This is a genomic window from Pseudomonas sp. TH39(2020) (assembly GCF_016650715.1).
GTDB lineage: Bacteria > Pseudomonadota > Gammaproteobacteria > Pseudomonadales > Pseudomonadaceae > Aquipseudomonas > Aquipseudomonas mandelii_C.
Window position 1 is genome coordinate 1,624,688 of record NZ_JAEKFF010000007.1, and the last position, 25,458, is coordinate 1,650,145.

General features: G+C 59.9%; 26 protein-coding genes. 17 read left to right on the top strand and 9 right to left on the bottom strand.

Features of this window, described 5'->3' with window-relative positions; translation table 11 throughout:
- Positions 1-354: 354 nt before the first annotated feature.
- The 3 genes from JFU47_RS28055 to JFU47_RS28065 form a co-directional block, all read right to left on the bottom strand.
- Entirely contained in the window at positions 355-1,686 is a 1,332-nt protein-coding gene (locus JFU47_RS28055; RefSeq protein WP_201187211.1) for an OprD family porin, read from the bottom strand.
- Positions 1,687-1,749: 63 nt separating this feature from the next.
- The gene (locus JFU47_RS28060) at positions 1,750-3,294 is read right to left on the bottom strand and encodes an MFS transporter (RefSeq protein ID WP_201187213.1); all 1,545 of its coding nucleotides are present in this window, start codon (positions 3,292-3,294) and stop codon (positions 1,750-1,752) included.
- 9 nt (positions 3,295-3,303) lie between these two features.
- On the bottom strand, positions 3,304-4,512 hold the full coding sequence (locus JFU47_RS28065; RefSeq protein ID WP_201187214.1) for an aspartate transaminase: 1,209 nt from the start codon (positions 4,510-4,512) through the stop codon (positions 3,304-3,306).
- 389 nt (positions 4,513-4,901) lie between these two features.
- Between JFU47_RS28065 and nac the strand changes: the two genes are divergently transcribed.
- The 12 genes from nac (at position 4,902) to JFU47_RS28125 (ending at position 14,666) form a co-directional block, all read left to right on the top strand.
- A complete protein-coding gene (nac, locus tag JFU47_RS28070) occupies positions 4,902-5,807 on the top strand; it encodes a nitrogen assimilation transcriptional regulator NAC (protein ID WP_201187216.1) in 906 nt (301 codons plus the stop codon).
- A 114-nt stretch (positions 5,808-5,921) separates the two neighbouring features.
- Positions 5,922-6,350 (top strand): acetyl-CoA carboxylase biotin carboxyl carrier protein, encoded by a 429-nt coding sequence (locus tag JFU47_RS28075; protein WP_201187218.1) that lies wholly within the window; start codon positions 5,922-5,924, stop codon positions 6,348-6,350.
- Between the two features lie 31 nt (positions 6,351-6,381).
- Positions 6,382-7,734, top strand: coding sequence for an acetyl-CoA carboxylase biotin carboxylase subunit (accC, locus tag JFU47_RS28080; RefSeq protein WP_201187220.1), 1,353 nt, complete (start codon positions 6,382-6,384; stop codon positions 7,732-7,734).
- On the top strand, positions 7,731-8,402 hold the full coding sequence (pxpB, locus tag JFU47_RS28085; RefSeq protein WP_201187228.1) for a 5-oxoprolinase subunit PxpB: 672 nt from the start codon (positions 7,731-7,733) through the stop codon (positions 8,400-8,402). The genes accC and pxpB overlap by 4 nt, the downstream gene beginning before the upstream one ends.
- Complete coding sequence (locus JFU47_RS28090) at positions 8,399-9,370, top strand: 5-oxoprolinase subunit C family protein (protein ID WP_201187230.1); 972 nt, start codon at positions 8,399-8,401, stop codon at positions 9,368-9,370. Before pxpB ends, JFU47_RS28090 begins: the two co-directional genes overlap by 4 nt.
- Positions 9,371-9,382: 12 nt before the next feature.
- Positions 9,383-9,787, top strand: coding sequence for an acetyl-CoA carboxylase biotin carboxyl carrier protein (locus tag JFU47_RS28095; RefSeq protein WP_201187232.1), 405 nt, complete (start codon positions 9,383-9,385; stop codon positions 9,785-9,787).
- A gap of 16 nt (positions 9,788-9,803) precedes the next feature.
- Positions 9,804-10,571 (top strand): LamB/YcsF family protein, encoded by a 768-nt coding sequence (locus tag JFU47_RS28100; RefSeq protein WP_201187234.1) that lies wholly within the window; start codon positions 9,804-9,806, stop codon positions 10,569-10,571.
- Between the two features lie 131 nt (positions 10,572-10,702).
- A complete protein-coding gene (locus JFU47_RS28105; RefSeq protein ID WP_201187236.1) occupies positions 10,703-11,455 on the top strand; it encodes an SDR family oxidoreductase in 753 nt (250 codons plus the stop codon).
- Between the two features lie 117 nt (positions 11,456-11,572).
- Positions 11,573-12,274: an amino acid ABC transporter permease gene (locus JFU47_RS28110; protein WP_201187238.1), complete on the top strand. Its 702-nt coding sequence runs from the start codon at positions 11,573-11,575 to the stop codon at positions 12,272-12,274.
- Between the two features lie 6 nt (positions 12,275-12,280).
- Entirely contained in the window at positions 12,281-13,024 is a 744-nt protein-coding gene (locus tag JFU47_RS28115) for an amino acid ABC transporter permease (protein WP_201187240.1), read from the top strand.
- Between the two features lie 23 nt (positions 13,025-13,047).
- Positions 13,048-13,776: an amino acid ABC transporter ATP-binding protein gene (locus JFU47_RS28120; RefSeq protein ID WP_201187364.1), complete on the top strand. Its 729-nt coding sequence runs from the start codon at positions 13,048-13,050 to the stop codon at positions 13,774-13,776.
- 56 nt (positions 13,777-13,832) lie between these two features.
- The gene (locus JFU47_RS28125; protein ID WP_201187248.1) at positions 13,833-14,666 is read left to right on the top strand and encodes an ABC transporter substrate-binding protein; all 834 of its coding nucleotides are present in this window, start codon (positions 13,833-13,835) and stop codon (positions 14,664-14,666) included.
- Positions 14,667-14,766: 100 nt separating this feature from the next.
- Here the strand turns inward: JFU47_RS28125 and hisM are convergent, their stop codons facing one another.
- From hisM to JFU47_RS28150, 5 genes are read right to left on the bottom strand one after another with little or no spacing between them, the layout of a single operon-like run.
- The gene (gene hisM, locus JFU47_RS28130; protein ID WP_201187250.1) at positions 14,767-15,474 is read right to left on the bottom strand and encodes a histidine ABC transporter permease HisM; all 708 of its coding nucleotides are present in this window, start codon (positions 15,472-15,474) and stop codon (positions 14,767-14,769) included.
- A complete protein-coding gene (locus tag JFU47_RS28135; RefSeq protein ID WP_201187252.1) occupies positions 15,471-16,160 on the bottom strand; it encodes an ABC transporter permease in 690 nt (229 codons plus the stop codon). Before JFU47_RS28135 ends, hisM begins: the two co-directional genes overlap by 4 nt.
- 24 nt (positions 16,161-16,184) lie before the next feature.
- Positions 16,185-16,955: an ABC transporter substrate-binding protein gene (locus tag JFU47_RS28140; protein ID WP_201187254.1), complete on the bottom strand. Its 771-nt coding sequence runs from the start codon at positions 16,953-16,955 to the stop codon at positions 16,185-16,187.
- 60 nt (positions 16,956-17,015) lie between these two features.
- Positions 17,016-17,870 (bottom strand): PfkB family carbohydrate kinase, encoded by an 855-nt coding sequence (locus tag JFU47_RS28145; protein ID WP_201187256.1) that lies wholly within the window; start codon positions 17,868-17,870, stop codon positions 17,016-17,018.
- 2 nt (positions 17,871-17,872) lie between these two features.
- On the bottom strand, positions 17,873-18,886 hold the full coding sequence (locus tag JFU47_RS28150; RefSeq protein ID WP_201187258.1) for an SIS domain-containing protein: 1,014 nt from the start codon (positions 18,884-18,886) through the stop codon (positions 17,873-17,875).
- A 249-nt stretch (positions 18,887-19,135) separates the two neighbouring features.
- On the opposite strand from JFU47_RS28150, the gene JFU47_RS28155 reads away from it, so the two are divergent.
- The 5 genes from JFU47_RS28155 to JFU47_RS28175 all read left to right on the top strand — a co-directional run bounded on the left by JFU47_RS28155 (position 19,136) and on the right by JFU47_RS28175 (position 24,472).
- Complete coding sequence (locus tag JFU47_RS28155; protein WP_201187259.1) at positions 19,136-19,933, top strand: GntR family transcriptional regulator; 798 nt, start codon at positions 19,136-19,138, stop codon at positions 19,931-19,933.
- Positions 19,934-20,160: 227 nt separating this feature from the next.
- Positions 20,161-21,018, top strand: coding sequence for a sugar phosphate isomerase/epimerase family protein (locus tag JFU47_RS28160; protein ID WP_201187261.1), 858 nt, complete (start codon positions 20,161-20,163; stop codon positions 21,016-21,018).
- Complete coding sequence (locus JFU47_RS28165; RefSeq protein WP_201187263.1) at positions 21,011-22,060, top strand: isopenicillin N synthase family dioxygenase; 1,050 nt, start codon at positions 21,011-21,013, stop codon at positions 22,058-22,060. The genes JFU47_RS28160 and JFU47_RS28165 overlap by 8 nt, the downstream gene beginning before the upstream one ends.
- Positions 22,061-22,086: 26 nt before the next feature.
- Positions 22,087-22,884, top strand: coding sequence for an ABC transporter substrate-binding protein (locus tag JFU47_RS28170; protein WP_201187271.1), 798 nt, complete (start codon positions 22,087-22,089; stop codon positions 22,882-22,884).
- A gap of 49 nt (positions 22,885-22,933) precedes the next feature.
- Entirely contained in the window at positions 22,934-24,472 is a 1,539-nt protein-coding gene (locus JFU47_RS28175; protein WP_201187273.1) for an amino acid ABC transporter permease/ATP-binding protein, read from the top strand.
- Here JFU47_RS28175 and JFU47_RS28180 read toward each other — a convergent pair.
- Positions 24,469-25,374: a LysR substrate-binding domain-containing protein gene (locus JFU47_RS28180; protein ID WP_201187275.1), complete on the bottom strand. Its 906-nt coding sequence runs from the start codon at positions 25,372-25,374 to the stop codon at positions 24,469-24,471. The two genes, JFU47_RS28175 and JFU47_RS28180, sit on opposite strands and share 4 nt — an antisense overlap.
- Between the last annotated feature and the right edge of the window lie 84 nt (positions 25,375-25,458).

Sequence of the window (25,458 nt, forward strand, 5' to 3'; positions counted from 1 at the left end):
GTACTGCGTGCATGGGGTGCTAGGGGTCGAGTGTTCGAATCACTCCGTCCCGACCATATAATTCAAGGGGTTGCGAGATTTTATCTCACGACCCCTTTTTATTTTTAGGAGTTTTTACCCCTACAAAACGACTGGCTCTTGGTGGAATCTTCAGTTGATACCAAGGTCGGAATTTATCCCCAGTTTGATGAGTGAGTTGGACCGACAACTTTGGCCACAATGACGCAGCGCGATCCAGCAGTAAGAGCGTCCTCAGAAGCTTTGTTTTCAATCTTTCTCTGCCATCTACAGCTGTGTGACAGATATTGCCAGAGCACACTAGGTGACGATGCGCATCACCCAGTGCGTCGATTTTTACAGAATATTTAGCGGATAGCTGATGATCACGCGATGCTCGTCGCTGTCCCGTTGCGTGGACACTTCAGTGCGTAGCGAAGCATGACGCAAGGCAATGCTCAGGTCCTTCAGCGGCCCCTGCTGAACGACGTAGCTCACCGTCAGGTTGCGTTCCCACTCGCTTTTGTCACCTGTCGGGGTACGGATGTTCGAGCCGCTTTCGTACATGCCGAGGAAGCTCAAGCCCGGAACCCCGACCCTGGCGAAATCATAACCGTATCGAACCTGCCAGGTGGTTTCCCCGGCGCGCTGGAACTTGCCGATCATCGACTCCGTCATGAAGTAAGCCGTAGAACCGTCACCCTGGTTCAACCAGACGGCATCGCTGTCGCCGCTGACTTGCTGCAGGCCGGCGGCGATGGTGTGGCCGTTCACCAGATAGGTGAATTGCGCACTGTCCAGGCGGCTGTCGACCTTGCCTTTGGTGACGCCATTGCCGTAGTAACCGAAGGTGTAGAAATCCGGATCGTGGCCGTTGGCGCCATCGGAGCGGTTGTCGAAGTGACGCAGGTCGGTACGCAGGGTGCCAGGACCCACCTTCATATCGTATTTGAGACCGAGGAAGTTCTGTTTGTAGAAGTCCTGCAGGTTGCCGTAGTAGTACTGCAACGTCAGGTCTTTAGTCGCTTTGTAATCCACGCCGCCGTAGTAGAACTTGTTCACGAACTCGCCGGTCTGCGCGTTGTTCGCGCCGGGAATCGACATGCCCATCTGGTTACTTGAGCCGCGACCTTTGACGTGCTCCAACTGGCCCACGGTGAAAGTGAAATTCTCCAGGTCTTTGGACTGAATCTGCCCGCCATTGAAAGTCTGTTGCAGCATGCGGTCGGTGGACATCACCACCGGCAACATCGGCACCAGCGTGCCGTATTTCAGTTCGGTGTTGGAGAACTTCGCCTTGGCCGTCAGGCCCAGGCTGCCGAACTCATCCACGGCACGCCCATCACTGTCGGTCGGGAAGATATTGCCGTTGAAGGCCTTGCTTTCAGGGTTGTAGTGCCGACCTTTGCCAGAGTCCAGCCGCACCCCGAACATGCCAATCGCATCCACGCCGAAACCGACGGTGCCCTGAGTAAAGCCTGACTGAAAGTTGGCGATGAAACCCTGGCCCCATTCCTGAGTGTAATTGGGGTCGGCGGCGCCGCTGCGGTTGTCGGCATTACTGAAAAAGTTACGGGCCAGCACACTGAGCTTGCTGTCTTCCACCAGACCGGCGGCGTAACCCTGTTGAGCGATAATCAGGCCGCAAATGCCGGCCACTACTTTAGGTGCGCGATTGAAAAGCTCCATCGGAGTCATCCCCATGAGTTGTCGAATGTTGTGAGAGGCAGTCAAAAGCGGCAGTAGAAGTTTTTATTGTTTTTCAGGAGCGACGATGGCCGGTGAAACGTTCAGTTTCACGGGCGGCAAGCGGTACAGGATGAACAACGCCAACACGCCGAGGCCGGTGCACAGCAGCAGGCCGACGCCCACCGATTGGGCCAGTGCATCACGGGCCAGGTTCAGCCATTGCGGGTGTTCGAGCAGGGCGGCGTCGGGGCGCAAAATGACCTGTGGGTCGGCGTACAAGGCCAATTCCCCGAGGTGCCCTTGGGCAATGAACAGTCGTTGCAGGTTGGCGCTGTACAGCAGGTTGACCAACACCCCCATTCCCGCCGTTCCCAGCAAACCACCGACCAAGCGCAGCGATTGGGTCAGCGCGGTGGCGATCCCCAGGAACTGACGCTCGGCCAGGGTCTGGGTGAAGACCGTCAGGTTCAGCAGGATGAAGCCCAGGCCAAGCCCCGCCAGCAGGATCAAGCCGAGTAGCGCATTAAACGAGGCACTGCGTCCAGCAATGGCCAGCCCAAGGCAGGCCAGCAACAGCGCGACAAAACCACACAGCGGCAACAGGTTTGGATTGCGCAAGCGGGTGACGATGCGACTGTTAACGATGGCGCCCAGGGTGATGCTCAACGCCAGTGGTGTAATCAGCAGGCCGGCATCTTGCGGCGAGTAGCCATAGCTGCCTTGCAGTAACAGCGGCAGATAGAACAACAACGAAAACATGATCGCCCCGGCGGCCATCGACAGCAGAAACAACAGGCGCATGCTCGGTAATCCGAGTAACGCCGCTGGCAGCAGCGCGTGTCGGCAGCGCCGTTCCCAGTGCCATAGGGCAACGGTCGCCGCGATGCAGCTCAGTCCCAGCACCGTGCTCACTATCAGACTGGAATGGCCCAACCATTCGACGAACAACTGCAGGCTGCCCAGCGCCAGGGCAATCAGTAATGCGCCGGGCCAGTCGAGGCTGATTTTTGCCCGTTGCTGCGGGCGGTAATAGGGCAGATAGCGCCAGGCAAAAAACAATGCCAGGCAACCCAGCGGCAGATTGATGTAGAACACCGAACGCCAACCGTAGGCCCCGGTCAGATAGCCGCCCAGCCCAGGCCCGATGGCGTTGACCACGCTGAACAAGGCACTTAGCAACATTTGCCAGCGCAAGCGTTGGCGGGTGTCGGGAAACAGTTCCGGGATGCAGGCGAACGCGGTGCCGATCAACATGCCGCCGCCGACACCCTGCAAGGCGCGGCCGATCACCAGCCACAGCATGTCGTTGGCCACGGCGCAGGCCAGCGACGCCAGGGTGAAGATCACGGTGGCGGCGATGACGAAGGGTTTGCGCCCGTAGTAATCCCCCAGTCGGCCGAAGATCGGGATGGTGACAATCGACGCCAGCATGTACCCCGTGGCCACCCAGGCGTAGAGTTCAAACCCCTTGAGCTCGGCGACGATGCTCGGCAAGGCATTGCCGATCACGGTCTGATCGAGCGCCGAAAGCATCAGCACCAGCGAGATGCCAAGCATTGCCAGCAAGGCCTGCTTGAAGCTCAAAGGAGGGTGGGTGGCCGCGGTCATTGTCGGTCCTCAGCCCAGCGCCGAAACGGCAGCGGCAATCCGCGAACACCCTTCGTCGAGGGTCTTGATGTCGGTGGCGATCGACATCCGGAAGAACGGCGCCAATCCATACGCGGTCCCGGCGACCACGGCCACTCCCTGGCTTTCCAGCAGGTACATGACCACGTCGTAATCGGTGTTCAACTGCTTGCCTTGAACTGTGGTTTTACCGAGCAGCCCCGAGCAGTTCACATAGAGATAGAACGCGCCATCGGGTTTGCGGCAACTCAGACCGTCGATGGCGTTGAGCAGGTCCAGGCAACGATCACGGCGTTGCTGGTAAACCACCACACTGTCCTTGACGAAAGTCTGGTCGCCGTTGAGCGCTTCAACCGCTGCGGCCTGACTGACCGAGCAGGCATTGCTGGTCGATTGCGATTGCAGGGTTGCCATCGCGCCGATCAAATCAGCCGGGCCGGCGGCATAGCCGATGCGCCAGCCGGTCATGGCGTAAGTCTTGGACACGCCGTTGACCACGACGGTGCGCTCGGTCAACGCCGGTTCGATGGCGAGGATGTGCGGGTTTTCCAGACCTTCATAGCGGATGTGCTCGTAGATGTCGTCGGTCATCAGCAACACCTGCGGATGGTCGAGCAGCACATCGGCCAAGGCGCGCAGTTCGGCAGCGCTGTAACTGGCGCCGGTCGGGTTGCTCGGCGAGTTGAGCAGCAGCCACCGAGTGCGTTCGGTAATCGCACTGCGCAGTTGATCCGGGGTCAGTTTGAAGGCGTGTTCTTCCGGGCAGGCGAGGGTGACTGGTTCACCTTCGCAGGCCAGCACCATGTCCGGGTAAGACACCCAGTACGGCGCCGGAATCAACACTTCATCGCCAGCGCCCAGGGTCGCGGCGAAGGCATTGAAAATTGCACTCTTCGCGCCGCTGGTGACCAGAATCTGATTCGCGCCGTAAGTCAGGCCGTTTTCCCGAGCCAACTTGTCGGCAATCGCCTTGCGCAGTTCCGGGGTGCCGGCATTTTGTGTGTAACGGGTTTCGCCACGTTCGATGGCAGCACCGGCCGCTTGCCGAATGTGCAGCGGGGTATCGAAGTCCGGCTCGCCGACCACCAGATTGATAATGGATTTGCCCTGCCGGCGAAGTTCGTTCGCACGGTCAGAAGCGGCGCTGCTTGGGGACGGCTTGATACGTTGCACACGGGCGGCGATGCGGGAGGCGGTCACGTGTCGTTCCTCGTTGATGACATTGACGAGGCCCTACAGTACGAGTCGCTGCTCGCACCGCCATAAGACGAGATCGTTCTGGTCGGATAGGAATCGCTTATGGCTGGAACTGAACACGGCTCGCACCAAGGTGGTGCGCTCAAGCCTGTATGCCCGTGGCGGGTGTTGAGCAAGATCGCCCCGATCCAGCCATAGCAAAGGCTTATGGTTGAAACGCAAAACTTGTAGGAGCGAGGCTTGCCCGCGAAGAATGCACCGCGGTTTTTCAGGTATTACGCGTCATCGTTCTTCGCGGGCAAGCCTCACTCCTACAGGTTCCGGGACTGCTGGCCTGGCTCTTGCTAAAGCCTGTGGGTTGTCTCCCTTTTTCAAGCAAGAGCATCGCCACCGTGAACCTGCGCCGTTTGAAGTATTTCGTGAAACTCGTCGATATCGGCAGCATGACCCAGGCCGCCGATGTGCTGCATGTCGCGCAACCTGCGCTCAGTCAACAACTGGCGACGCTGGAAGCGGAGCTGCAACAGCAACTGCTGATTCGGACCAAACGCGGCGTCACCCCGACCGAAGCGGGCAAGGTGCTCTACGGCCATGCGCAAATCATTTTGCGCCAGTGTGAACAGGCTCAAAGCGACATCAATGCCACGGGGCATGCCTTGTCCGGGCAGGTGTCGGTCGGCCTGGCACCGGGCACCGCTGCGTCGACGCTTTCGTTGCCGCTGTTGCGCCGGGTGCGCGAGCGTCATCCGGGCATTCTGCTGTACCTCAATGAAAACTTCGGCACCACCTTGAGCGAGTTGATCATGAACGGTCGGATGGACATGGCGGTGCTGTATGGCGGGCGCGAAGTCCATGGCTTGAGCTTCGTTTCGCTGCTGCGCGAGAACCTTTACCTGGTCAGCGCCGATCCGGCTGTCAGCGCGCTCGACGAGATTCCTCTGGCCGAGCTGGCGGACATGGACATGCTCCTGCCGCGTCCCTACAACGTCATGCGGCGGCTGGCGGATGAAGCCTTCCAGCGCATCGGCATGAGCGCGCGAGTGGTGGCGGAAATCGAATCGTCGATCACCCTGACCGCTGCCGTCGCCGAGCATTTCGGCTCGACCATCCTGCCTGAGTCCTCGGCACGGGTGATGGTCGCCGCCACCTCGGTGCACATGTGCCGCATTGTCGAGCCTGAAATCGAAGCGCCACTGGCGCTGTGTTTGTCCGGGCACCTGCCGCTGTCGGTGCCGGCCCAGGCGGTCAAGGCGATCCTGCTGGAACTGGTCGCGGAGATGCGCGGCAGCCTGATCTGAACGGTCATAAGGACGGCTTATCACCCCAAAGCCAAAGCGTCTTGGTCGCCGCCGGACAGGCTCGCTACATTGACCCCATCCACTCAGACACGCTCGACAGGCAGGGGCCCACGCATGGATTCAGAACGCATCAAAGGGTTGATCGATCTGCTCGCCGAATCCGATTTGCTCGAACTGAGTCTGACCGAAGGCGACAGTACGATTCGTCTTTTCAAGCAGGCAGGGAAGGTCGTGACGACCCAGTCGATGGCTGAGCCTTCGCGGACACCGACCGTGGATTTGCCCACGTCAGACACCCCGGCGACGGCCGCTACCGAGATCAAGGCCAGCCTGTATGGCGTGCTGCATCTGACGCCAGCAGCCGGGGAAGCACCATTTGTTGCGGTCGGTGACCAGGTTGAAGCCGGACAGACCCTGGCGGTCCTCGAAGCGATGAAAATGTTCCACCCGGTCAAGGCTAAAACCGCAGGCCGGATCACCGCGATCCTTGCCCAGAGTGGCGCCGAAGTCGAAGCCGGACAGTCGCTGTTCCGCCTCGGCTGATCTCACGCCCAATCTCTTTCAGGTGAATTCAATGTTCGACAAAGTGCTGATCGCCAACCGTGGCGAAATCGCCCTGCGCATTCAGCGTGCCTGCCGTGGCCTGGGGATAAAGACCGTGGTCGTGCACTCCGAGGCTGATCGCCACGCGCAGTACGTACAAAACGCTGACCAGGCCCTGTGCATCGGTCCGGCTTCTCCCAGCCAGAGTTATCTGAACCAGACGGCGTTGTTGTTTGCCGCCAAGGTCAGCGGCGCACAGGCGATCCATCCGGGTTATGGATTTCTGTCGGAGAGCGCCGGGTTTGCCGAGCGTATTGAAGCCGCTGGGCTGACCTTTATCGGGCCCAGCGCAGCCTGTATTCGCACCATGGGCGACAAGGTCGCCGCCAAACGGGCGATGCGTGAAGCCGGCGTTCCGTGCGTGCCGGGGCCGGACTCGGTGATGCCCACCGACGATGCCAGCATCCAGGCGATTGCTCGTGACATCGGTTACCCGGTGATCGTCAAAGCCGCCGGCGGCGGCGGTGGTCGTGGCATGCGTGTGGTGAAGGAAGAGCGCGAGTTGCTCGACGCCATCGCCCTGACCCGCGAAGAAGCGCGGCTGGCGTTCGGCAATCCAGAACTCTACATCGAGAAATTTCTCGGCCATCCACGGCATGTGGAAATCCAGGTGTTGTGCGATGCCCATGGTCACGCGATTTGGCTCGGTTGCCGCGATTGCTCCTTGCAGCGTCGACACCAAAAAGTCCTGGAAGAAGCGCCGGCGCCCGGCATCGATCCGGAACTGATCGCCAAGGTCGGTGAACGCTGCGCCGCCGCTTGCCGGCAAATCGGCTATCGCGGTGTCGGTACGTTCGAGTTTCTGTACGAGGACGGTGAGTTCTTCTTTATCGAGATGAACACCCGGCTGCAAGTCGAGCATCCGGTGACGGAGATGACCACTGGCATCGACATCGTTCAGCAGCAATTGCGCATGGCCCGTGGCGAAGTGCTGGAGCTGCGCCAGCAAGACGTGCAGCTCAACGGTCATTCACTGGAATGCCGGATCAACGCCGAAGACCCGGTCACCTTTATGCCGACGCCGGGGCTGATCCAGCGCTGGGAAGTGCCTGGCGGTTTTGGTGTGCGGGTCGACTCCCACGTCACCACCGGGTACCGGGTGCCACCGTATTACGACTCGATGGTGGCCAAGGTCATCACCCACGGCGCGACCCGCGACGAGGCCATGGCCCGTATGCGCCTGGCCCTGAGTGAGCTGGTTGTGGAAGGCATCTCGACCAACATTCCCTTGCACCGCGACATTCTCGACGACCCGGCGTTCTGTGCCGGTGGCGTGGACATTCATCACTTGGAGCGCTGGTTGCAGCAACGGAGTCCGACATGAGTATTGCTTCTGTATCGCTGCGTCCGCACATCAGCCTGCTCGGCTCGACCGCTCTGTTGTTCGAAGCGCCGGGCGAACTGGATCTGGCGCCGCAACAACGGATTTGGAGCCTGGCCTTGCAGGCTGGTGAATGGGCCGAAATCCACGAAGCGGTGCCCGGCATGAACAACCTGATGCTGACGTTCATCAAACCGCCGCGCGACCTCAACGGGTTGTGCGAGCGATTGCTGGAGGCCTGGGAAACCAGTCAACCGCTGCCACTCGAAGGACGCATCGTTGAGTTGCCGGTGGTGTACGGCGGCGAGTTCGGCCCGCACATGAATGACGTGGTGGCCCACACCGGGCTCGACATCGAGACCATTGCGAACCTGCATTGCGAGCCGTTGTACCCGGTATACGCCTTGGGCAGCCACCCGGGCTATTGCTACCTCGGCGGCATGGATTCGCGCCTGGCCACACCACGACGCCAAGTGCCGGTGATCAGCATCGCCGCCGGCTCGGTGTCAATTGGCGGGGTGCAGACCGGCGTCTCCGCCTCGGCCGGCCCCAGTGGCTGGAACACCATCGGCCGCACTGAAATGTCGTTTTTTGACCCGAACCAAAACCCTCCGGCGATGCTCAGGCCGGGCGACATGTTGCGTTTGCGAATCGCGAGGATCATTCGATGATCGAGATTTTATCGGCCACCGCTTTGGCCACCGTGCAGGACTTCGGTCGTTTTGGCAGCCTCGGTTTCGGCGTCGGAACCTCCGGCGCAATGGACCATTTGGCGCTGGCGCTGGGTAACCTATTGCTGGGCAATCCCGAAGACGCGGCAGCGATCGAAATCCCGTTGTTCCCATTCGAAGTACGGTTTACCCAGGACTGTGCGTTTGCGTTCACCGGTGCAGCTTGCGAAGCAACCCTCGACGGTCAGCCATTGTTGCCGTACTGGGTGGCGCAGGCTCGGGAAGGCCAGGTACTGAGCCTCGGCTACCCAGCCTGCGGCAGTCGGGCTTATCTATGCCTGGCCGGCGGCGTCGATGTGCCATCGGTGCTCGGTTCGCGCAGCACGCAATTGCGCGGCGAGTTCGGTGGCTTGCAGGGGCGGGCGTTGCAGCAAGGCGACCGGATCGCGGCGCTGCGTCCAGGCATGAGTGCGCTGCCAACGGATTTCGGCGTCGTGTCACCGAGTCTGGCCTTGCCATTGCAACGCGATGGACTGCCGGCGATGCGCGTACTGCCTGCGGCCGAATACGAGTGTTTTCTGGACGAATCCCGTGCGGCGTTCTGGGCCGGCGAGTGGAAGGTCACGACCCAGAGCAACCGCTACGGCTACCGGCTCGAAGGCGCGCCGATCTTGCCCAAGGTGCCGATGGAAGTCCGTTCCCACGGCATCGTCCCCGGCGTGATTCAGGTGCCCCACGGTGGCCAGCCGATCATCCAGATGCGCGATGCGCAACCGAGTGGCGGTTATCCGAAATTTGGCACCGTGATCGAGGCCGATCTCTGGCGTCTGGGTCAGGCGCCGATTGGCAGCAAGGTACGGTTTATCGAGTGCAGCTATGCCGAAGCCGTCGCGGCCCTGGAAGACAATCAGCGCTATCTCGCGGAGGTCAGCCGCCTGGTTGACCTTCACGGGCTGGCCTCGCGTTAAGGACATTCAGACATGACAAATCAGGAAATCCGCCAGTTGGCGGTGTGGCTCAAGGAGACCCACCTGGCTGGCGCGGAAATCCGTCGTCCGGGGCTTTATTTGGTGCTCAAGCGCTGTGTCGACGAGGTCGCGGCGCCGGTTCAGATCACGGCGCCAGAACCTTTGAAGGCGCCCGATGAACAGCTGTTGAAGACCCCCGGCCTGGGCCGGTTGCTGCTGACGCACCCGCAACAGAGCGAGGTGCTGGTATCGGTTGGCAGTCGGGTGGCGCCAGGGCAACTGGTCGCGTTGCTGCAAGTCGGCGATTTGCTGTTGCCGATTCTCAGCCAGAAGGCCGGACGGGTGGCGGCGGTGTTGACGGTGTGTGGCACGACGGTGGGTTTTGGCGAGGCGTTCATGCGCCTGGATGCGGCATGACGAGTGAGGGCAAGTGATGAAGATTGATTTGAACGCGGATCTGGGCGAGGGCTTCGGACCTTGGCGCATGGGTGAAGATGAAGCGTTGATGAGCCTGATCTCATCGGCCAACGTGGCGTGCGGTTTTCATGCCGGCGATCCGCTGATCATGGATAACACCGTGCGTCTGGCCAAGGCCGGCGGCATCGATCTGGGTGCCCATGTGGGCTTCCCCGATTTGATGGGTTTTGGCCGGCGGCAGATGAACATTGAACTCAAGGAACTGGCGACCTACGTGATTTATCAGCTCGGGGCGCTGGCCGGGATGGCGGCGGTCAATGGCCATCGCATAACCCACATGAGTTTTCACGGCGCGCTGGGCAACATGGTCGCCGCCGACGCGGCGTTGGCCGAGCCCCTGGTCTGTGCGGTGGCGGCGTTCGATCCGACGCTGATTATCAGTTCATCGAGCAGTCGGGCCATCGAAAACGCCGCTGACAAATGCGGGTTGCGGGTCGCCACCACGTTTCTGGCTGACCGTGCCTACGACGACGACTGCCTGCTGGTGCCGCGCAAGGTGCCGGGCTCGGTGATCAAGGAACCGGCGGCCGTGTTGCAACGGGTTCGACAGTTGCTGGAGGAGGGCACCGTGACCACGCTCAACGGCAAGCACATTGCGGTGCCGGCGCATTCGATCCTGCTGCACGGCGACACCCCTGGCGCAGTGGACCTGGCCCGCACCATCCGTCGAGAAATCGAGCTGGCGGGCGGTTGCATCACGCCTATTTCGCAACTGTTGGCGTAACGGTTGCACGGTCATAAGCAGGGCTTATTGCCACACAGTCATTCCGTCTTGGTCCACGGCTTCAGGGCTGGATAGAGTCGAAGTCATCGCGATCACCGAGTGATCCGCACACGTAATACGAGGACAAACTCATGCCATTTTCAGATTACAAAACCGCGCTGGTGACCGGCGCCTCTTCCGGGATTGGCGCCGCCGTCGTCGAGCGCCTGTGTCAGGAAGGCGTGCAGGTGCATGCCTTAGCTCGCAGCGCTGAGAAGCTACAAGAACTGGCGGCGAAAACCGGCTGCATCGCACATGCCATCGATGTTACCGACCTGGCCGGGTTGACCCGTCTGTTCGGAACCCAGCAGTTCGACATTCTGGTGAACAACGCCGGGGTCGATAAACCGGGTTCGATTCTCAAGGCTGACGCCGAAGGCATCGACTTGCTGATCGACGTCAACCTGCGGGCGGTCTTGCACCTGGCACGTCTGGCGTTGCCGGGTATGGTTGAGCGCGACTGTGGCCACATCATCAACATCAGTTCGATTGCCGCGGCTTACAACTTCGGCGGCAACTCGACTTATCACGCCACCAAAGCGGCCGTGAGCATGCTCTCGCGACAGCTGCGCATCGACGCGTTCGGCAAGCGGGTTCGGGTCACCGAGATCTGTCCAGGCCGGGTGGCCACCGACATCTTTGCCCACGTCCATGGCGATTCCGAAGATACCTACAAGCGTTTCGTCGAAGGTTTCGAACTGCCGCAGGCCAAGGACATCGCCGACGCCATCGCGTTTGCCATCGCCGCGCCGATTTCGGTCAACGTCGGGCACATGGAAATCACCCCGACCCTGCAAGTGCCAGGCGGTCTGTCGACGGCCCGTCCGCAGGATTATCAGGGCTGAGATCCTCCACGAAAGACGCCTGCCAGAAGAACGGATCAATCCGTCATGCCATACCCACGCCACGCTTGTCGCTGGCGACTTAATTCTGCCCTAGCCCAATGCCGATAGGGATTGACCATGAAGCATGACTTCGATTTGGCCGCGGTTCTGCAAGGCGAATATGCCGAGCTGATCGTCAAGGGCATTGAAAAGACTCTACAACTGGCGCTGTTCGCCTGGCTGCTGGCGATGGCCCTGGCGCTGTTGCTGGTGACCGTGCGCCTGACCGGAAACAAACTCGCCGACCGGTTAGTGGCCGGTTACGTGTCCTACCACCGAAACGTGCCGACGCTGGTGCAACTGATGCTCTGGTATTTCGGCGTACCGACCTTGCTCAGCGAGTCCACTCAACTGTGGCTGGCGAACTACAGTACTGAATACCTGTTCTCGGTAATTGCCCTGGGGTTGTGCCAAGCCGCGTATTTCTGTGAGGACATCCGCAGTGGCCTGCGCGCCATTCCCGCCGGGCAGACCGAAGCGTCCCGAGCGCTCGGGTTGGGTTATGTGCGCTCGATGCGCTACGTGATCCTGCCGCAAGGTGTGCGCAACTGCCTGCCATCACTGATCAACCACACCGTGCTGTTGTTCAAGAACACCAGTCTGGCTATGGCCATCGGTGTGGTCGAGCTGACTTACGCCACCCGCGAAGTCGAGAACTACACCTTCCGTACCTTCGAGTCGTACCTGGTTGCCACGGTGTTCTACCTGGTGTTTTCACTGCTGTTGATGGGGCTCGGCGCGTTGTTGGCGCGACGCTTCAACAAAGCGCTGGCGAGGTAGATGACGATGTTTGATCTCTTCTCGATTTTGCAAAACAACTGGACGCTTTTTCTGATCGGCCAATATCCCCACGGCCCGTTGGGCGGTTTGGCCAGCACCTTGATTCTGGCAGCGCTGGCGCTGGTGATGGCATTCCCGTTTGGCTTGCTGCTGGCGCTGGCTCGGGTTTCGCCGTGGAAGGGCCTGCGTTGGGCGGCCACGGTCTGGGTCTATGTACTGCGCGGCATTCCATTGCTGATGGTGATTTTCTGGACGTACTTCCTGGTGCCGTTGCTGATCGGCCACAACATCACCGGGTTCGTCACCATGCTCTGTACATTGGTGATCTACCAAAGTGCCTACCTGTGCGAAATCATCCGTGGCGGTATCCAGGCGTTACCGCCGGGTCAGTACGAAGCGTCCCGCGCACTCGGCCTCGGTTACCTGCGCACGACGATCTGGGTGATCTTGCCGCAAGCGTTGTACAACGCGTTGCCCAGCCTGATCAGCCAGTTCATCTCGATCATCAAGGAAACCTCGCTGGGCTATGTCATCAACGTCCAGGAAGTGACCTTCGCTGCCAACCAGGTCAATAACCAACTGCTGACCAAGCCGTTCCAGGTGTTTTTCATCCTGGCGATCATCTACTACCTGCTCTGTTTCGGCCTGACCCATCTGGCGGGCTGGGTGGAACGCCGTATCGCTCGCAAGCGCCTGGGTAATGGCGGTCCGGCCGTGGCTGCCGACCCTTTATTGGCCATCGATAATTGAAGAGGGTTGCGACCATGCATCCAATGATCATGTTTTCGAATATCAACAAATGGTACGGCGAGTACCACGCACTGACCAACATCACCGCGGAGGTGAAACCCGGTGAAGTGGTGGTGTTGTGTGGCCCGTCAGGGTCCGGCAAGTCGACGTTGATCCGCACGGTCAATCGCCTGGAAGACATTCAGAAAGGCCAGATCCTGTTCGACGGCCAGGACGTCCACGGCACGGACGCGCACATCAACCGACTGCGCAGCCGTGTGGGTTTCGTGTTCCAGAGCTTCAATCTGTTTCCACACCTGTCGGTGCTGGAAAACATCACCCTGGCGCCGAGCAAAATTCGCAACCTGAAAGGTTCGGCCGCCAAGCAACACGCCATGCAATTGCTGGATCGGGTCGGGCTGGCGCACAAGGCCGGCGCCTATCCTGCGCAGTTGTCCGGCGGTCAGCAGCAGCGGGTGGCGATCGCCCGGGCGTTGGCGATGGAGCCGCCCGTGATGTTGTTCGATGAACCCACCAGTGCCCTCGACCCGGAAATGGTCGGTGAGGTGCTGAGTGTGATGAAAGGCTTGGCCAAGGAGGGCATGACCATGATGTGCGTGACCCACGAGATGAACTTTGCCCGTGAAGTCGCTGACACCATCTGGTTTATGGACGCGGGTCAGATTCTGGAAAAGAGCACGCCCGAAAGCTTCTTCAATCAGCCCGCGCACCCGCGAGCGCAACGTTTCATTGCCGATCTGCGGGCTCATTGAGTCGCAACGGTTTTGCTTGCTCTGCCATTCGACTTTCTCATCCCCGGAGTTTTTCCATGCGTATGAAGCATCTGTTAGTCACGCTGGCGTTAGGTCCTTTGGCTGTTGCCGTCGCCCAGGCCGATCAATTGAGCGACATCATGGCCAAGAAGTCGTTGAGCTGCGGCGTGTATGCCGACGTGCCACCGTTCTCGGCGCCTGATCCGAAAACCCGCGAACTGGTGGGCATGGATGTCGATTTGTGCAAGGCCCTGGCCAAGACCATGGGCGTTGAACTGGAGCTCAAACCGCTGTCGGTGGAAGCGCGGATTCCTGAGGTGAAAATGGGCCGTGTCGATGTGATCTTCGCCAACCTGGCCTACACCAAGACCCGCGCCGAACAGATCCAGTTCAGCGACCCGTACTACATCGCCAAGGAAACCCTGGTGGTGCGCGCGGTCAACGCCGATCAGCCGAAAAGCTTCTTCAAGGACAAGCGCATCAGCTCCACCAAAGGCTCGACCTCCGAGCAGTCGATCCGAATTGCCGGGGCAACTCCGGTGACGTTCCAGGACACCGGTTCGGCCTACATGGCCTTGCAACAAAACAAGGTCGTGGGCCTGGTGACCAACACCATGACCGCGTTGAAACTGGTGGGTCAGGCCAAGGAAAGTGGTGTCGAACTGGCATTGGCCAAGGAGCCGATGGCCCTCGAACCAATTGGCGCGGGCATGCGCCGTGATGAGCCGGCCTTTCTGGCCAAGGTCAACGAATCGCTGGCGTCGATGGAAAAGTCCGGCGAGATCGATGCAATCTGGGACCGCTGGATCGGCCCAAACACCGCCTACAAAATGGTTCGTGAGGACAAAGTACAGAGCCTTGGCAACTTGAAGTTCGATCCATTGCCTTGAGCCCGATGCACCGTCATTGTTGAGCAATGACTCGCTGAAAAAGCCCGACGACTGTGACAGCGCCGGGCTTTTTCACGTGGAGTAAGCGTTGGCTTGTAGCTCAGCTCAAACGCTGATAAGCCAATAAACGGCGCTCGACCAGCCGGAATATACCCACCAGCGCACACGCCACCAGCATGTAGAGCAGGGCGGCAATCCCATAGGCCTGAAAGGTCTTGAAGGTGGCCGCGTTAACATCTGCTGCGATTTTCAGGATGTCGGGAACGGTTGCGGTAAAGGCAATGGCCGTGGCATGGAGGACAAAAATCACTTCGTTACTGTAAGCGGGGAGTGCTCGACGCAGCATGCTCGGGATCAGTACGTGAACGAACAGTTGGCTGCGGGTCATGCCCAAGGCCAGCGCCGCCTCGATCTCGCCGCGTGGGGTGGTACGCAGTACGCCGGCAAGAATTTCAATGGTGTAAGCGCACGTATTCAAGGCCAGCGCCAGAATCACACAATGCATGCCGTCACGAAAGAACCACCACAGGCTCGATGATTCTCTGATGAAGCTCAAACTGGCCAGGCCGCTGTAGATGATCAGCAGTTGCACGAACAGTGGGGTGCCGCGAAACACCAGGGTGTAGAGCCGAATGGGCAGTGCGAGCCACTGACTGCCGTAGGTGCGAATCAGCGCCAGCGGTATCGCCGCGCACAAACCGATGACGGCGGACGTCACCAACAGCCATAGCGTGATAGACAGACCGCTCCAGCGGTAACCGTCGGACCACAGGAAATTCGGCCCGAACTCTTTCAGTATCTCGATCATGACGCTCTCCGCTGCGGTTCGACGCTGTAGCGCCGCTCAAGGTGCTTAAGCGCCAGACTTGAAAGGATCGCAAAGGCAAAAAATATCGCGGCAATCACCAGGTAGAAAAACATTTGCCTTGAGGTCGCGTTGCCCGCCTGTTTGGCGACCTGAACCATGTCATTGAGGCCCAGCAGCGAAATCAGGCCGGCACTTTTCAACAGCACTTGCCAGATATTGCCGATGCCGGGCAATGCGAAACGCATCATCTGTGGGAAGCGGATACGCCGCAGTACTTGCCAGTGGCTCATGCCATAGGCTCGAGCCGCCTCCAGTTGCCCGAACGGGATGGCCTGGAAGGCCCCGCGAAAGGTCTCGGTGCAGTAGGCACCGTAGATGAATCCCAGCGTACCGATCGCGGTGCCGTAAGGGTTCAACTGAAAAGAGTCCTGGCCGAACGCTTCCGCCACCTGGTTCAGCCCGATTTGCGCGCTGTAGTAAATGAGCAGCATCAAGACCAGATCCGGGACACTGCGCACCAGCGTGGTATAGACCGTTGCGATCAGCCGTAGCGGTGCCAGTGGCGAGAGTTTCGCCAAGGCCCCGAGCAGGCCAAGCGTGATGGCCACGCAGGCAGCCCAGGTGGCCACCTGCACCGTCAACCATGCGCCCTGAAAAATAAGATGGCTGTATCCCTCAAGAAACATGGTTCCTGGCTCCGCGATGGTGGTTTATTTAGGCGAGATGTCGAAGTCGAAGTGTTTTTTGGCGATGCGCTCATAGGTGCCGTTTTGGTGGATCCGCTCGAGCGCCTGATTGATGTCGCTGGCCAGCGCGGTATCGCTTTTGCGCAAGCCGATCCCGGTTCCCGGCCCGAAGATTTCAGGGGATTTGACGATCTCACCGGCATAGCCGAAGCCTTTGCCAATCGGCTTCTTGAGCAGGCCTTCGGAGACCGCAATGGCATCGTCGAACGCTGCATCCAGCCGACCGTTGATCAAGTCCGAGTAGGTCAAGTCACTGCTTTGGTAAGGCACCACCTCCACGCCTTTCAAGCCCCACATCTGCTTGGCATAGACTTCGAACACGCTGCCTTGCTGCACGCCGATGCGCTTGCCGCGTAAGGATTCGGCTGTCGGTTGCAAGGGGCTGCCCTCTGGTGCCACCAGGCGGGCCGGGGTGTCATACAGGGTGTCGGAAAAGGCGATTTCGGTTTTGCGTTCTTCGGTGATCGACAGGGCGGACAGGATGCCGTCGAATTTCTTGCCTTTAAGCGCCGAGACCATCCCGTCGAAGGCGTTTTCTACCCAGACGCAACGACGTTTCAACTCGGTGCACAGGCTTTCCCCCAACTCGATATCGAAACCTGTCAGCGAACCGTCCGGGCGCTTGGACTCAAAGGGTGGGTAGGTGGGGTCGACCCCGAAACGCAGCTCTTCGCTGGCGCCCCAGCTCATCAGCGGGCTGGCCACGAGCATCAAACCGATCAGACATTTTTTCATCGACAGGTATCCACGACAGGTTGGTTGAACAGCCCCGGGATTGGCCCGGGGCAGCACGCATCAGCCTTGAGTGTTCAAGGCTTGTTTCAATTGCTGGGAACGCTCGGCGTCCATGGCTTGACCATGGCCGAAACCACCAGTCCAGCCACACACGCGGGCGGCATAATCGACGCCGTGCAAAAGGCACTCCGCGAGGCTGTGCCGGGCTTGCCATGTCAGCAGAAACGCGGCGATGAAGCCGTCACCAGCGCCCATGCTGTCGACAACCGTGCAGGGCAGGCTGGGCTGTTCATGGATGCCGTGGGCATCGACCGCGAGGGCGCCCAGAGCACCGCGTGTGATGACCACAATCGAGGGGCCCAGCGCCCGCATCGAGTGCGCCAGTTCATAGGCTTCTCCCGAAGACAGGTCGGCCGCCGAGAAAAAGGCAATATCGACATGCTTGATCAGGGCCGGCCAATCGAACTCGACCCAGTTGTCCGAGAAGTCGAAGGACAGGCAGCCGCTGGCATGACGAATCTGCGCCAGCTGGTTTTCGAGACCGCTGTAGAGGCTGCTGTATGCCAGCGGGAACTTCGTGATGTAGGCCAGATCTTCGGCAGTGAGTCGCAGTTGACGACAGACACCAGAATCGCTGCCGAGAAAGACGCGTTCGCCGTCGATGCTGTCGACACACGCCCAACCATTGGCGCCCGGCAGCGTTCGGCAACGGGAAGCATCGACTTCTTCTTCTTGCAGGCAATCGAGCAAGCGCTGGCCATACCGATCATCACCCACGCAACCCAGGTAGGCGCTGCGAGTGCCAAGCCGGGAAGCGAATACCGCAACGTTGAGCGCATTCCCGCCCGGATATTCAATATTCCGGTCCAGGTACACATCGAGGGTGTTGTCGCCGACCGCGATCAGGCTGGCCATGCTCAGTACTCCGTTTTCCACATGTAGCGGCGAGTCGTCAGCGGTTGCTGATGCCAGACCGCCAGATGGGCAGCGATGCGTTCAGCGGCGATGCCGACGACGTAGGGCGCGACAATCGCGCGGATCTCCGGGTCGATCCCGACCATCGGGAAGTCCTTGGAGTCATAGACCATGACCCGTTCGGTATACCGTTGGCAGAAGCTCACGACCCGTTCCATCTGCGCTCGGCTCGGGTCTTCCCCGACCAGCAGAAGCAGTGGGGTGGAGGCATCGATGGCTTCGAACGGGCCATGGAAAAATTCCGCCGCTTCCACCGGCAGGCAATGCAGCCATTGGCTTTCCATCACCACACAAACGCCGAACACATAGGCGGTGGTGAACATCGGGCCCGACGCGAGGAAGTACATGACGCGATCATCTTTGTAGAGGCGTGCCTCTTCGGTCGCGCGTTGGTCGTTGTTGATCGCCGCATCGGCCAGCGCCTGCGGCAGCGCTTTGAGTGAACGGGTGAGCTTGTCCAGCAGTGGCCAGCCTTCACGTTTGGCCAAAATACCGCCGATCAATGCTTGAAGGATCATGAAGCAGCCGAAGTAAGCCTCGTCCGTGCGTCCCAGCAGGAAGCAATGTTGAACGGCTTGGGCCAGCGGTAGCTCGGCGGTCTGTGTCACGCCCACAGTGAGGCATGGCTTGCCTTGCAGGAAGCGTGCAGCGGCGATGGTTTCCTGGGTCGTTCCGGACTTGGAGGCGAGGACGACCAGGGTGCGCTCATCCAGGCGCGGCGGATCGATGTCCATGAAGTCGGCCGGGAAATATCGACGGACTTCCAGTGAGTGGCTATAGCGCTCAAGCCAGTACTGCAGGCCGAGCATGATGCGGTTGGGGGCGCCGCAGCTGACGAAATAGATGCGGTCAATCCGCGTTGCAAGCTCTTGGCCAAACTGCTGGGCGTCGTCGACGATTTGAACGGATTGCTGCAAGGAAGTGATGAAGCCTTCCCGGTTGAACTGGATCGCCATGTGGACTCCTTGGTGCCTTGTTAAGGGGGGTTCATGTTGCTGTTCATGACCACCATTTAGACCAAAAGCTATACCATGAAAAATACCATTACAAGGCTTTTTCCCCGTGGTCTAATGGGCCGAATAAGCGGTTTTCAGGGTTTTCCTGAGCCGGGTATTCTTTGTCATTGCCAAGTTGGCGGGTTTGCGTCGGTTCTTGGTTTTTACAGTCGCAGTGGATCGCCAGAAAAATAATCCAGGATGTAGACCATGAAAGTTACCAGCACAAAACCCTCCGAAGTAGCGTTTCCCGCGCCCCAACGCAAGCAGGTTGCCTGGCAGGCCGTCCAGGCGCTGCTTGAAATGCTGGAACGCCCGGAGTTCGGACCGACTGAACGTATCCCGGCGGAAAGGGACCTGGCCGAACACCTGGGTATCAGCCGGATGACCTTGCGCAAGGCTCTGCAAACGCTGATCGATCGAGGGATCCTCGAGCGCCGAGGCAATCGCGGCACCTTCGTCACCGCTCCGGGCGTCGAGCGGCCACTCAATACGGTGGCGCGTAAAGGCATCGCTGAAGTGGTTGAACAGGCGGGGGCCAGGCCCGGCAGTAAATTGCTTTACTTCGAGCAAACCCAGGCCAGCGCTCGTGTCGCCAAATTGCTGAAAATCCAGGAAGGGGATGCGTTGCTGACAATTCGACGCCTGCGCACAGTGGACCAAAAGCCGTTCTGCATCGAGACCAGCTACATTCCTGCCGCCCGCGTGCCGGAACTGGTAGCGGGGGATCTGATCGAGGGGGCCTCGTTGTATGCCTTGTTGTTGGCGCGGTATCAGATCGAAATAGAAAGCGACGAGGGCACGTTAAGCATTGCCGCGATGAACGACCAAGAAGCGCGCCTGTTGGAAGTCGAACCCGGGACGGCCGCGCTGGTTTATCGGGGCGTGATTTTCGACACCCAAGGGCAGCCAGTTGAGTATCTGGTTTCGATCAACCACCCGCAGCGTGTGGTGTTCAAATTGGCAGACAGCCGGGTCAATAGTTTTCATTCCAGTCATCAGGCCTGAATCGTCGGAGGGACTATCGCAGGCACAATCGAGTCCGGCATTGTTAGTTCATGAATTTCTGAACTAACTATTTGCTGAAACCTATTCAATTATTTGCCGTCGTAGGCTTAGGATCCGTCGCACGGGACCGAAGCCATCAGAGCAGCAGCCCGCAGTACCCCCTTTCGACTGCCCAGTAACGCCAACAGCTCAAATAGCTGGTGGCCTGACGCAGCCGAGAGGAATGCATGAAGTTAGACATTTTTCGTACCTTGTGGGGCTATACCGCCAGTCACACATCCGCCCTGGATGAATTGCTCGCCGCCGGCTTCGATGGCATCGAAGCACGCCTGCCACTGCAGGCCGATGAGCGTGGCGAGTTCGGCGCTTTCCTGCGCAGTAATCACGTCCCCTACATCTGCACCCTCTTCAGTGCTTACGATGTGTTGCCCGATCAGCGCGCCACGCCTGCCCAGCATTTGGCCGACATTGATCGCAAGCTGGGCTGGGCCTCGGAACTGACACCTCGTTTCGTCAATCTGCTCGCGGGCAATGACCGCTGGTCATTGGCGCAGCAGGTCGAGTTCTTTGGCCAGGCCATGGAACTGGCCGCCAGGCATGGGGTGTTCTGCAGTTTCGAGACTCACCGCGCCCGCTCTCTGTACAGCCCTTGGGTGACTCTGGAACTGATTCGCCAACTGCCGGAACTGCGTTTCACCAGTGACATCAGCCATTGGGTGGTGTGCTGTGAGCGGTTGCTGGACGACCCGGCCGACGATCTGTCGTCCTTCGTCGAGCGTGTGCATCACATTCAAGCCCGGGTCGGTTATGACCAGGGCCCGCAAGTTCCCCATCCCGCCGCCCCGGAATATGCCCGTGAACTGGCGTTTCACCAGCGCCACTGGGAGGCGGTCTGGGCCTCTCAGGTTCAGCGCGGCTATGCAGTCAGCACCCTGACCCCAGAGTTCGGTGCCGACGGTTATCTGCATCATTTGCCCTTCACCAACATGCCGGTGGCCGATCTCTGGACCTTGAACCAGTGGATGGCGCGAACCGAGCGCGAACACTTCGACCGTTTCACCCGTGAAGGAGCCCGCCATGAGTAAGACGTCGCCGACCCAGGCCAATTTCAACAGCATCCCGGTGGTGAACATCGCCGGCCTCTTCAGTATCGAACTGGAGCATCGCCTCGCCGTGGCCGAGCAACTGGGCCGTGCCGCCAGTGATGTGGGCTTTCTGTACATCACCGGGCACGGCATCGATCCGGCGTTGATCGAGGGCCTGCGCCAGGCGGCCAGGGATTATTTCGCGCAGCCCCTGGAGACCAAGATGCGCCATTACATCGGCGCCTCGGAAAGCCACAAGGGCTTCGTGCCCGAAGGTGAGGAGGTGTACTCCAAGGGCAAGCCGGACCACAAAGAGGCGTTCGATATTGGTTTTGAAGTGCCGGTGGATGATCCGCTATTCCTGAGTCGAACGCCGCTGCTGGGACCGAACCACTGGCCCGACGTGCCGGGGTTTCAGGCTGCAGTACAAAACTACTATCAGGCCGTGTTTGCCCTCGGCCGCCGACTGTTCGATGGCTTCGCCCTGGCCCTGGGCCTGGAGGAGGGCTACTTCGACGCACTGGTCACCCGTCCGCCTTCCAAGCTGCGGCTGATCCATTACCCCTTCGACGCCACCGCCGTGGACGCTCCGGGCATCGGCGCGCATACCGACTACGAGTGCTTCACCATCCTGCACGCCGATCAGCCGGGGCTGGAGGTGCTAAACGACCAGGATCAGTGGATCGACGCACCGCCAATGCCCGATGCGTTTGTGGTGAACATCGGCGACATGCTGGAAGTCATGACCGCTGGGACCTTTGTGGCCACCGCTCACCGAGTGCGCAAGGTGGCTCAGGAGCGCTATAGCTTCCCGCTGTTTTACGCCTGCGACTACCACACGCTGATCAAGCCGTTGCCGGCATTCATCAATGACGCTCAGGACTACGAGGCGCTGGCGATTGGCGAACACATGTGGAGTCAAGCCCTGCAGACCTACCAGTACCTGCGCAAACGCATCGAGAACGGCGAGCTTGAGCTGCCGTCCCGAGCCCGCAAGCCATCGAGCTTCGGTCGCCTGAAGAACACCGCCACTCATTCCTAAAAAAACAACCAACGGAGCTTCCCATAATGAAAACCCCCTACGCCTTGACCCGACTGAGTCTGCTCGCCGCTAGTCTGTTCTGCGCCAGTGCGGCCTTCGCCAGCACCGCGACCCCCGGTGTGTTGAAGGTCGGTATGGAAATCACCTACCCGCCGTTCGAGTCCTATGACGCCAACAAGAACGTGGTCGGCTCCGACCCTGAGTTGGCCCATTCCCTGGCCAAGGCAATGGGCGTCAAGGCCAACTTCGTCGATACCAAGTTTCCCAATCTGCTCAACGGCCTCAACTCCGGGCATTACGACGCAATCATTTCCGGCATGTACATCACCCCGGAGCGCCAGGCCCAGGCCCGGACCATCGCCTATGCCAATACCGGTGCGGCGATCATGGTGCCCAAGGGCAGTGAGTTGAACCCGCAGGTTCCCGAAGACTTGTGCGGCCTGAAGGTCGGGCTGGAGCAGGGCACCACCTGGGTTGGCAAGTTCCGTCAGTTGTCCAACGACTACTGCGTCCCGAACAACAAAGGCGCCATCACTGTCAGCGAGTTTCCCTCGGCACCCGAGGTGACGCAGGCGCTGTTGTCAAAGAACATCCAGGCCCAAGTGGAAATCGCCGGCGCCGCGCACATGATCGCTCAGCGTACCAACGGCCGTGTGATCGTCAGCTCGCAGAAGCTGGTTTACCCCCAAACCTTGGGCATCTACGTCAAGAAAGACGCCGACGCGACCTATCAGGCGCTGGTCAAGGCGTTGGCTGAGAGCAAAGCCAACGGCGAGTACGCCGCCATTCTCAAGACCTATGACCTGGAACCGGTCTCCGAGTAATGCCTGAAACCGCGCCCTCGATCGGGGGCGCGGCTTGCGCGAGGTGTCTATGCAATTCGATTGGGCTTACTTTGTTTCGCTGTTCACCATGGCTGACTTCTGGACGGCGAGCCTGACCGTCATCGAACTGAGCACCCTGGCCTGGTTCCTGGGCATGCTGCTGGGGTTCGTCCTGGCATCGGCCAAACTGTCGAGCGTGCGCTGGCTTCGCATACCCGCATCACTCTACATCTGGTTCTTTCGCAGTATTCCGCTGCTGGTGCTGGTGGTCTTCGTCTACAACCTGCCGCAGTTGCTGCCCGGTGCCGGGCCGGTATTGTCGGTGCCGTTTTATTCCGGTCTGTTGGCGCTGGTGGTCACTGAGGCCGCTTACATGGCCGAAATTCATCGTGGCGGGCTGATTTCGGTCGCCAAGGGCCAGAAGGAAGCGGGCCGTGCCCTGGGCATCGGGCTGCTTGGCCTGCAACGGCTGATCGTGATTCCTCAAGCGTTTCGTATCTCACTGCCGACCTTGATTAACGAATACATCACGGTGGTCAAACTGACCTCGTTGATCTCGGTGATTTCACTGACCGAGCTGCTGACGGTCGGCCAGCGCCTGTATGCCCAGAACTTCCTGGTGATGGAGACCCTCGCGGCCGTGGGTGTGTACTACGTGTTGATCGTCACAGTGTTTGGCTTCGCCTTGCAGCGTCTGGAACGTTTCCTGGACTTGAACCTGCGCACACCACAAACCCTGGAGAGCGCCGCGTTACAAGCGTTGCGTGACAGCCTGGCGCCGATAGTACCGGACAGGGTCAGCCTGCCGGCCAAAGGCGCGGCCCCGGCCCTGCAACTGCAGGACGTGCACAAACGCTACGGCGATCATCATGTGCTCAAAGGCATCGACCTGAAGGTGCAAAGCGGCCAGGTGATTTCCATCATCGGCCCGTCCGGCTCCGGCAAGACTTCGTTGATCCGCACCATTAATGGCCTGGAACGCATCGATCAGGGCGAAATCCTGTTGTTCGGAGAGGGCTTCATCAATGCCGAGGACAAACCGGATGGCCGCCGGGTTCGTCAGGGCGTGCGGCGCATCGGCATGGTGTTCCAGAACTTCAACCTGTTCCCGCACCGGACACTGTTGGACAACATCAGCCTCGCCCCGCGTTATCACGGTGTCAGCCGGGCACTGAGCGAACAACGCGCCTGCCAACTACTCGACAAGGTCGGCCTGCTGGCCCACGTCCACAAATATCCGCATCAACTGTCTGGCGGCCAGCAACAACGTGTGGCGATTGCCCGGGCCATGGCCATGGACCCGGACATCCTGCTGTTCGACGAACCCACCTCGGCACTGGATCCAGAGCTGGTCGGCGAGGTACTCGCGGTCATCCGCAGCCTGGCCCGCGAAGGCATGACTCTGCTGATTGTCACCCACGAAATGGACTTTGCCCTGTCGATCTCCAACCGGGTGATTTTCATGGAAAACGGTCACGTGCAGCTGGATGCATCGCCCCAGGCGATCCGCAAGGAGCCAGAGGCTCAAAGAGTGCGACGGTTCATCGGGCTGGAGGAACCGGAGCAGGAGGAGTGCCTGGACATCTAAAACCGATAATCCGGCGGAACCTCCCGAGCGATGAAGTGCTGCATGTGCTGGAGAAAGCTGACTTGCAGTTTCGACGCCGGTCCTTGAACCGGCAACAGCATGCTGAAGTCCATTTCGATCGCCGGTTCGAACGCTCTGAACACGATGCCATTGCCCCGGTACTCGACGGCGCTGATGGCATCGACCAGCGCGACCCCCAGTCCTTGTTCGACGAACGCGCACATTGGCAGCGACAGCTGGGTCTCCAGACGCAGTTCACGCTCGACCCCATGAGCGGCAAATATCGCGTCGATGTGTTGGCGCGAACCGATGGATTGCGGATAGGAAATAAACGCTTCGCCTCGTAGATCCTCCGGCCGGATCGTGGCCTTGTCCTGTAAGCGATGATGGGCCGGTAGGGCGCACAGCATGCGGGTTGCCAGCAGTTTTTCTGCGCGCGGGCTGGGATAGGTGTTGGGCAGTACGATGATGCCCAGGTCGCAGCGCTGACCGACCACCAGATCCACGACTTCCCGCGATGAATGCACAACCAGCGATATCTGTACTTGATCGTGCTCGGCCATGAAGGCGGCGATGGCTCGCGGCAGGAATGACAGGCCCATGGCCGGCGCGCAGGCGATGTGCAGTGAACCGCGTTTCAGGCTGCGGATGTCCTGCGCCGTTCGGGCAATGCGTTCGACACCGAGCAGTGAGCGTTGCACTTCCTGATACAGCGTCATGGCCTCGGGAGTGGGCTGAAGTCGGCCTTTGATCCGGTCGAACAGGCTGAAGCCGATGTCCTCCTCAAGGCTGGCAATCAGTCGAGTCGCAGCAGGTTGGGAGATGTGCAGCATCTCGGCGGCGCGGGTCACCGTCTGGCCCAGAATCACGGCGCGAAAGGCTTCCAGCTGACGAAGGTTCATGGCGTTATCCCTTGAAGAAATCCATAACAAAAAGACATGGGCTTGCCAAAATAAAGCATTTTTCACGACGCTGTCAGCTCTCTA

Excerpts from the sequence above, each read along its gene's own strand:
- JFU47_RS28055 (WP_201187211.1), bottom strand. The coding sequence starts at position 1,686 with ATGGAGCTTTTCAATCGCGCACCTAAAGTAGTGGCCGGCATTTGCGGC.
- JFU47_RS28060 (WP_201187213.1), bottom strand. The coding sequence starts at position 3,294 with ATGACCGCGGCCACCCACCCTCCTTTGAGCTTCAAGCAGGCCTTGCTG.
- JFU47_RS28075 (WP_201187218.1), top strand. The coding sequence starts at position 5,922 with ATGGATTCAGAACGCATCAAAGGGTTGATCGATCTGCTCGCCGAATCC.
- accC (WP_201187220.1), top strand. The coding sequence starts at position 6,382 with ATGTTCGACAAAGTGCTGATCGCCAACCGTGGCGAAATCGCCCTGCGC.
- pxpB (WP_201187228.1), top strand. The coding sequence starts at position 7,731 with ATGAGTATTGCTTCTGTATCGCTGCGTCCGCACATCAGCCTGCTCGGC.
- JFU47_RS28090 (WP_201187230.1), top strand. The coding sequence starts at position 8,399 with ATGATCGAGATTTTATCGGCCACCGCTTTGGCCACCGTGCAGGACTTC.
- JFU47_RS28095 (WP_201187232.1), top strand. The coding sequence starts at position 9,383 with ATGACAAATCAGGAAATCCGCCAGTTGGCGGTGTGGCTCAAGGAGACC.
- JFU47_RS28100 (WP_201187234.1), top strand. The coding sequence starts at position 9,804 with ATGAAGATTGATTTGAACGCGGATCTGGGCGAGGGCTTCGGACCTTGG.
- JFU47_RS28105 (WP_201187236.1), top strand. The coding sequence starts at position 10,703 with ATGCCATTTTCAGATTACAAAACCGCGCTGGTGACCGGCGCCTCTTCC.
- JFU47_RS28110 (WP_201187238.1), top strand. The coding sequence starts at position 11,573 with ATGAAGCATGACTTCGATTTGGCCGCGGTTCTGCAAGGCGAATATGCC.
- JFU47_RS28115 (WP_201187240.1), top strand. The coding sequence starts at position 12,281 with ATGTTTGATCTCTTCTCGATTTTGCAAAACAACTGGACGCTTTTTCTG.
- JFU47_RS28120 (WP_201187364.1), top strand. The coding sequence starts at position 13,048 with ATGATCATGTTTTCGAATATCAACAAATGGTACGGCGAGTACCACGCA.
- JFU47_RS28125 (WP_201187248.1), top strand. The coding sequence starts at position 13,833 with ATGCGTATGAAGCATCTGTTAGTCACGCTGGCGTTAGGTCCTTTGGCT.
- hisM (WP_201187250.1), bottom strand. The coding sequence starts at position 15,474 with ATGATCGAGATACTGAAAGAGTTCGGGCCGAATTTCCTGTGGTCCGAC.
- JFU47_RS28135 (WP_201187252.1), bottom strand. The coding sequence starts at position 16,160 with ATGTTTCTTGAGGGATACAGCCATCTTATTTTTCAGGGCGCATGGTTG.
- JFU47_RS28140 (WP_201187254.1), bottom strand. The coding sequence starts at position 16,955 with ATGAAAAAATGTCTGATCGGTTTGATGCTCGTGGCCAGCCCGCTGATG.
- JFU47_RS28145 (WP_201187256.1), bottom strand. The coding sequence starts at position 17,870 with ATGGCCAGCCTGATCGCGGTCGGCGACAACACCCTCGATGTGTACCTG.
- JFU47_RS28150 (WP_201187258.1), bottom strand. The coding sequence starts at position 18,886 with ATGGCGATCCAGTTCAACCGGGAAGGCTTCATCACTTCCTTGCAGCAA.
- JFU47_RS28155 (WP_201187259.1), top strand. The coding sequence starts at position 19,136 with ATGAAAGTTACCAGCACAAAACCCTCCGAAGTAGCGTTTCCCGCGCCC.
- JFU47_RS28160 (WP_201187261.1), top strand. The coding sequence starts at position 20,161 with ATGAAGTTAGACATTTTTCGTACCTTGTGGGGCTATACCGCCAGTCAC.
- JFU47_RS28165 (WP_201187263.1), top strand. The coding sequence starts at position 21,011 with ATGAGTAAGACGTCGCCGACCCAGGCCAATTTCAACAGCATCCCGGTG.
- JFU47_RS28170 (WP_201187271.1), top strand. The coding sequence starts at position 22,087 with ATGAAAACCCCCTACGCCTTGACCCGACTGAGTCTGCTCGCCGCTAGT.
- JFU47_RS28175 (WP_201187273.1), top strand. The coding sequence starts at position 22,934 with ATGCAATTCGATTGGGCTTACTTTGTTTCGCTGTTCACCATGGCTGAC.
- JFU47_RS28180 (WP_201187275.1), bottom strand. The coding sequence starts at position 25,374 with ATGAACCTTCGTCAGCTGGAAGCCTTTCGCGCCGTGATTCTGGGCCAG.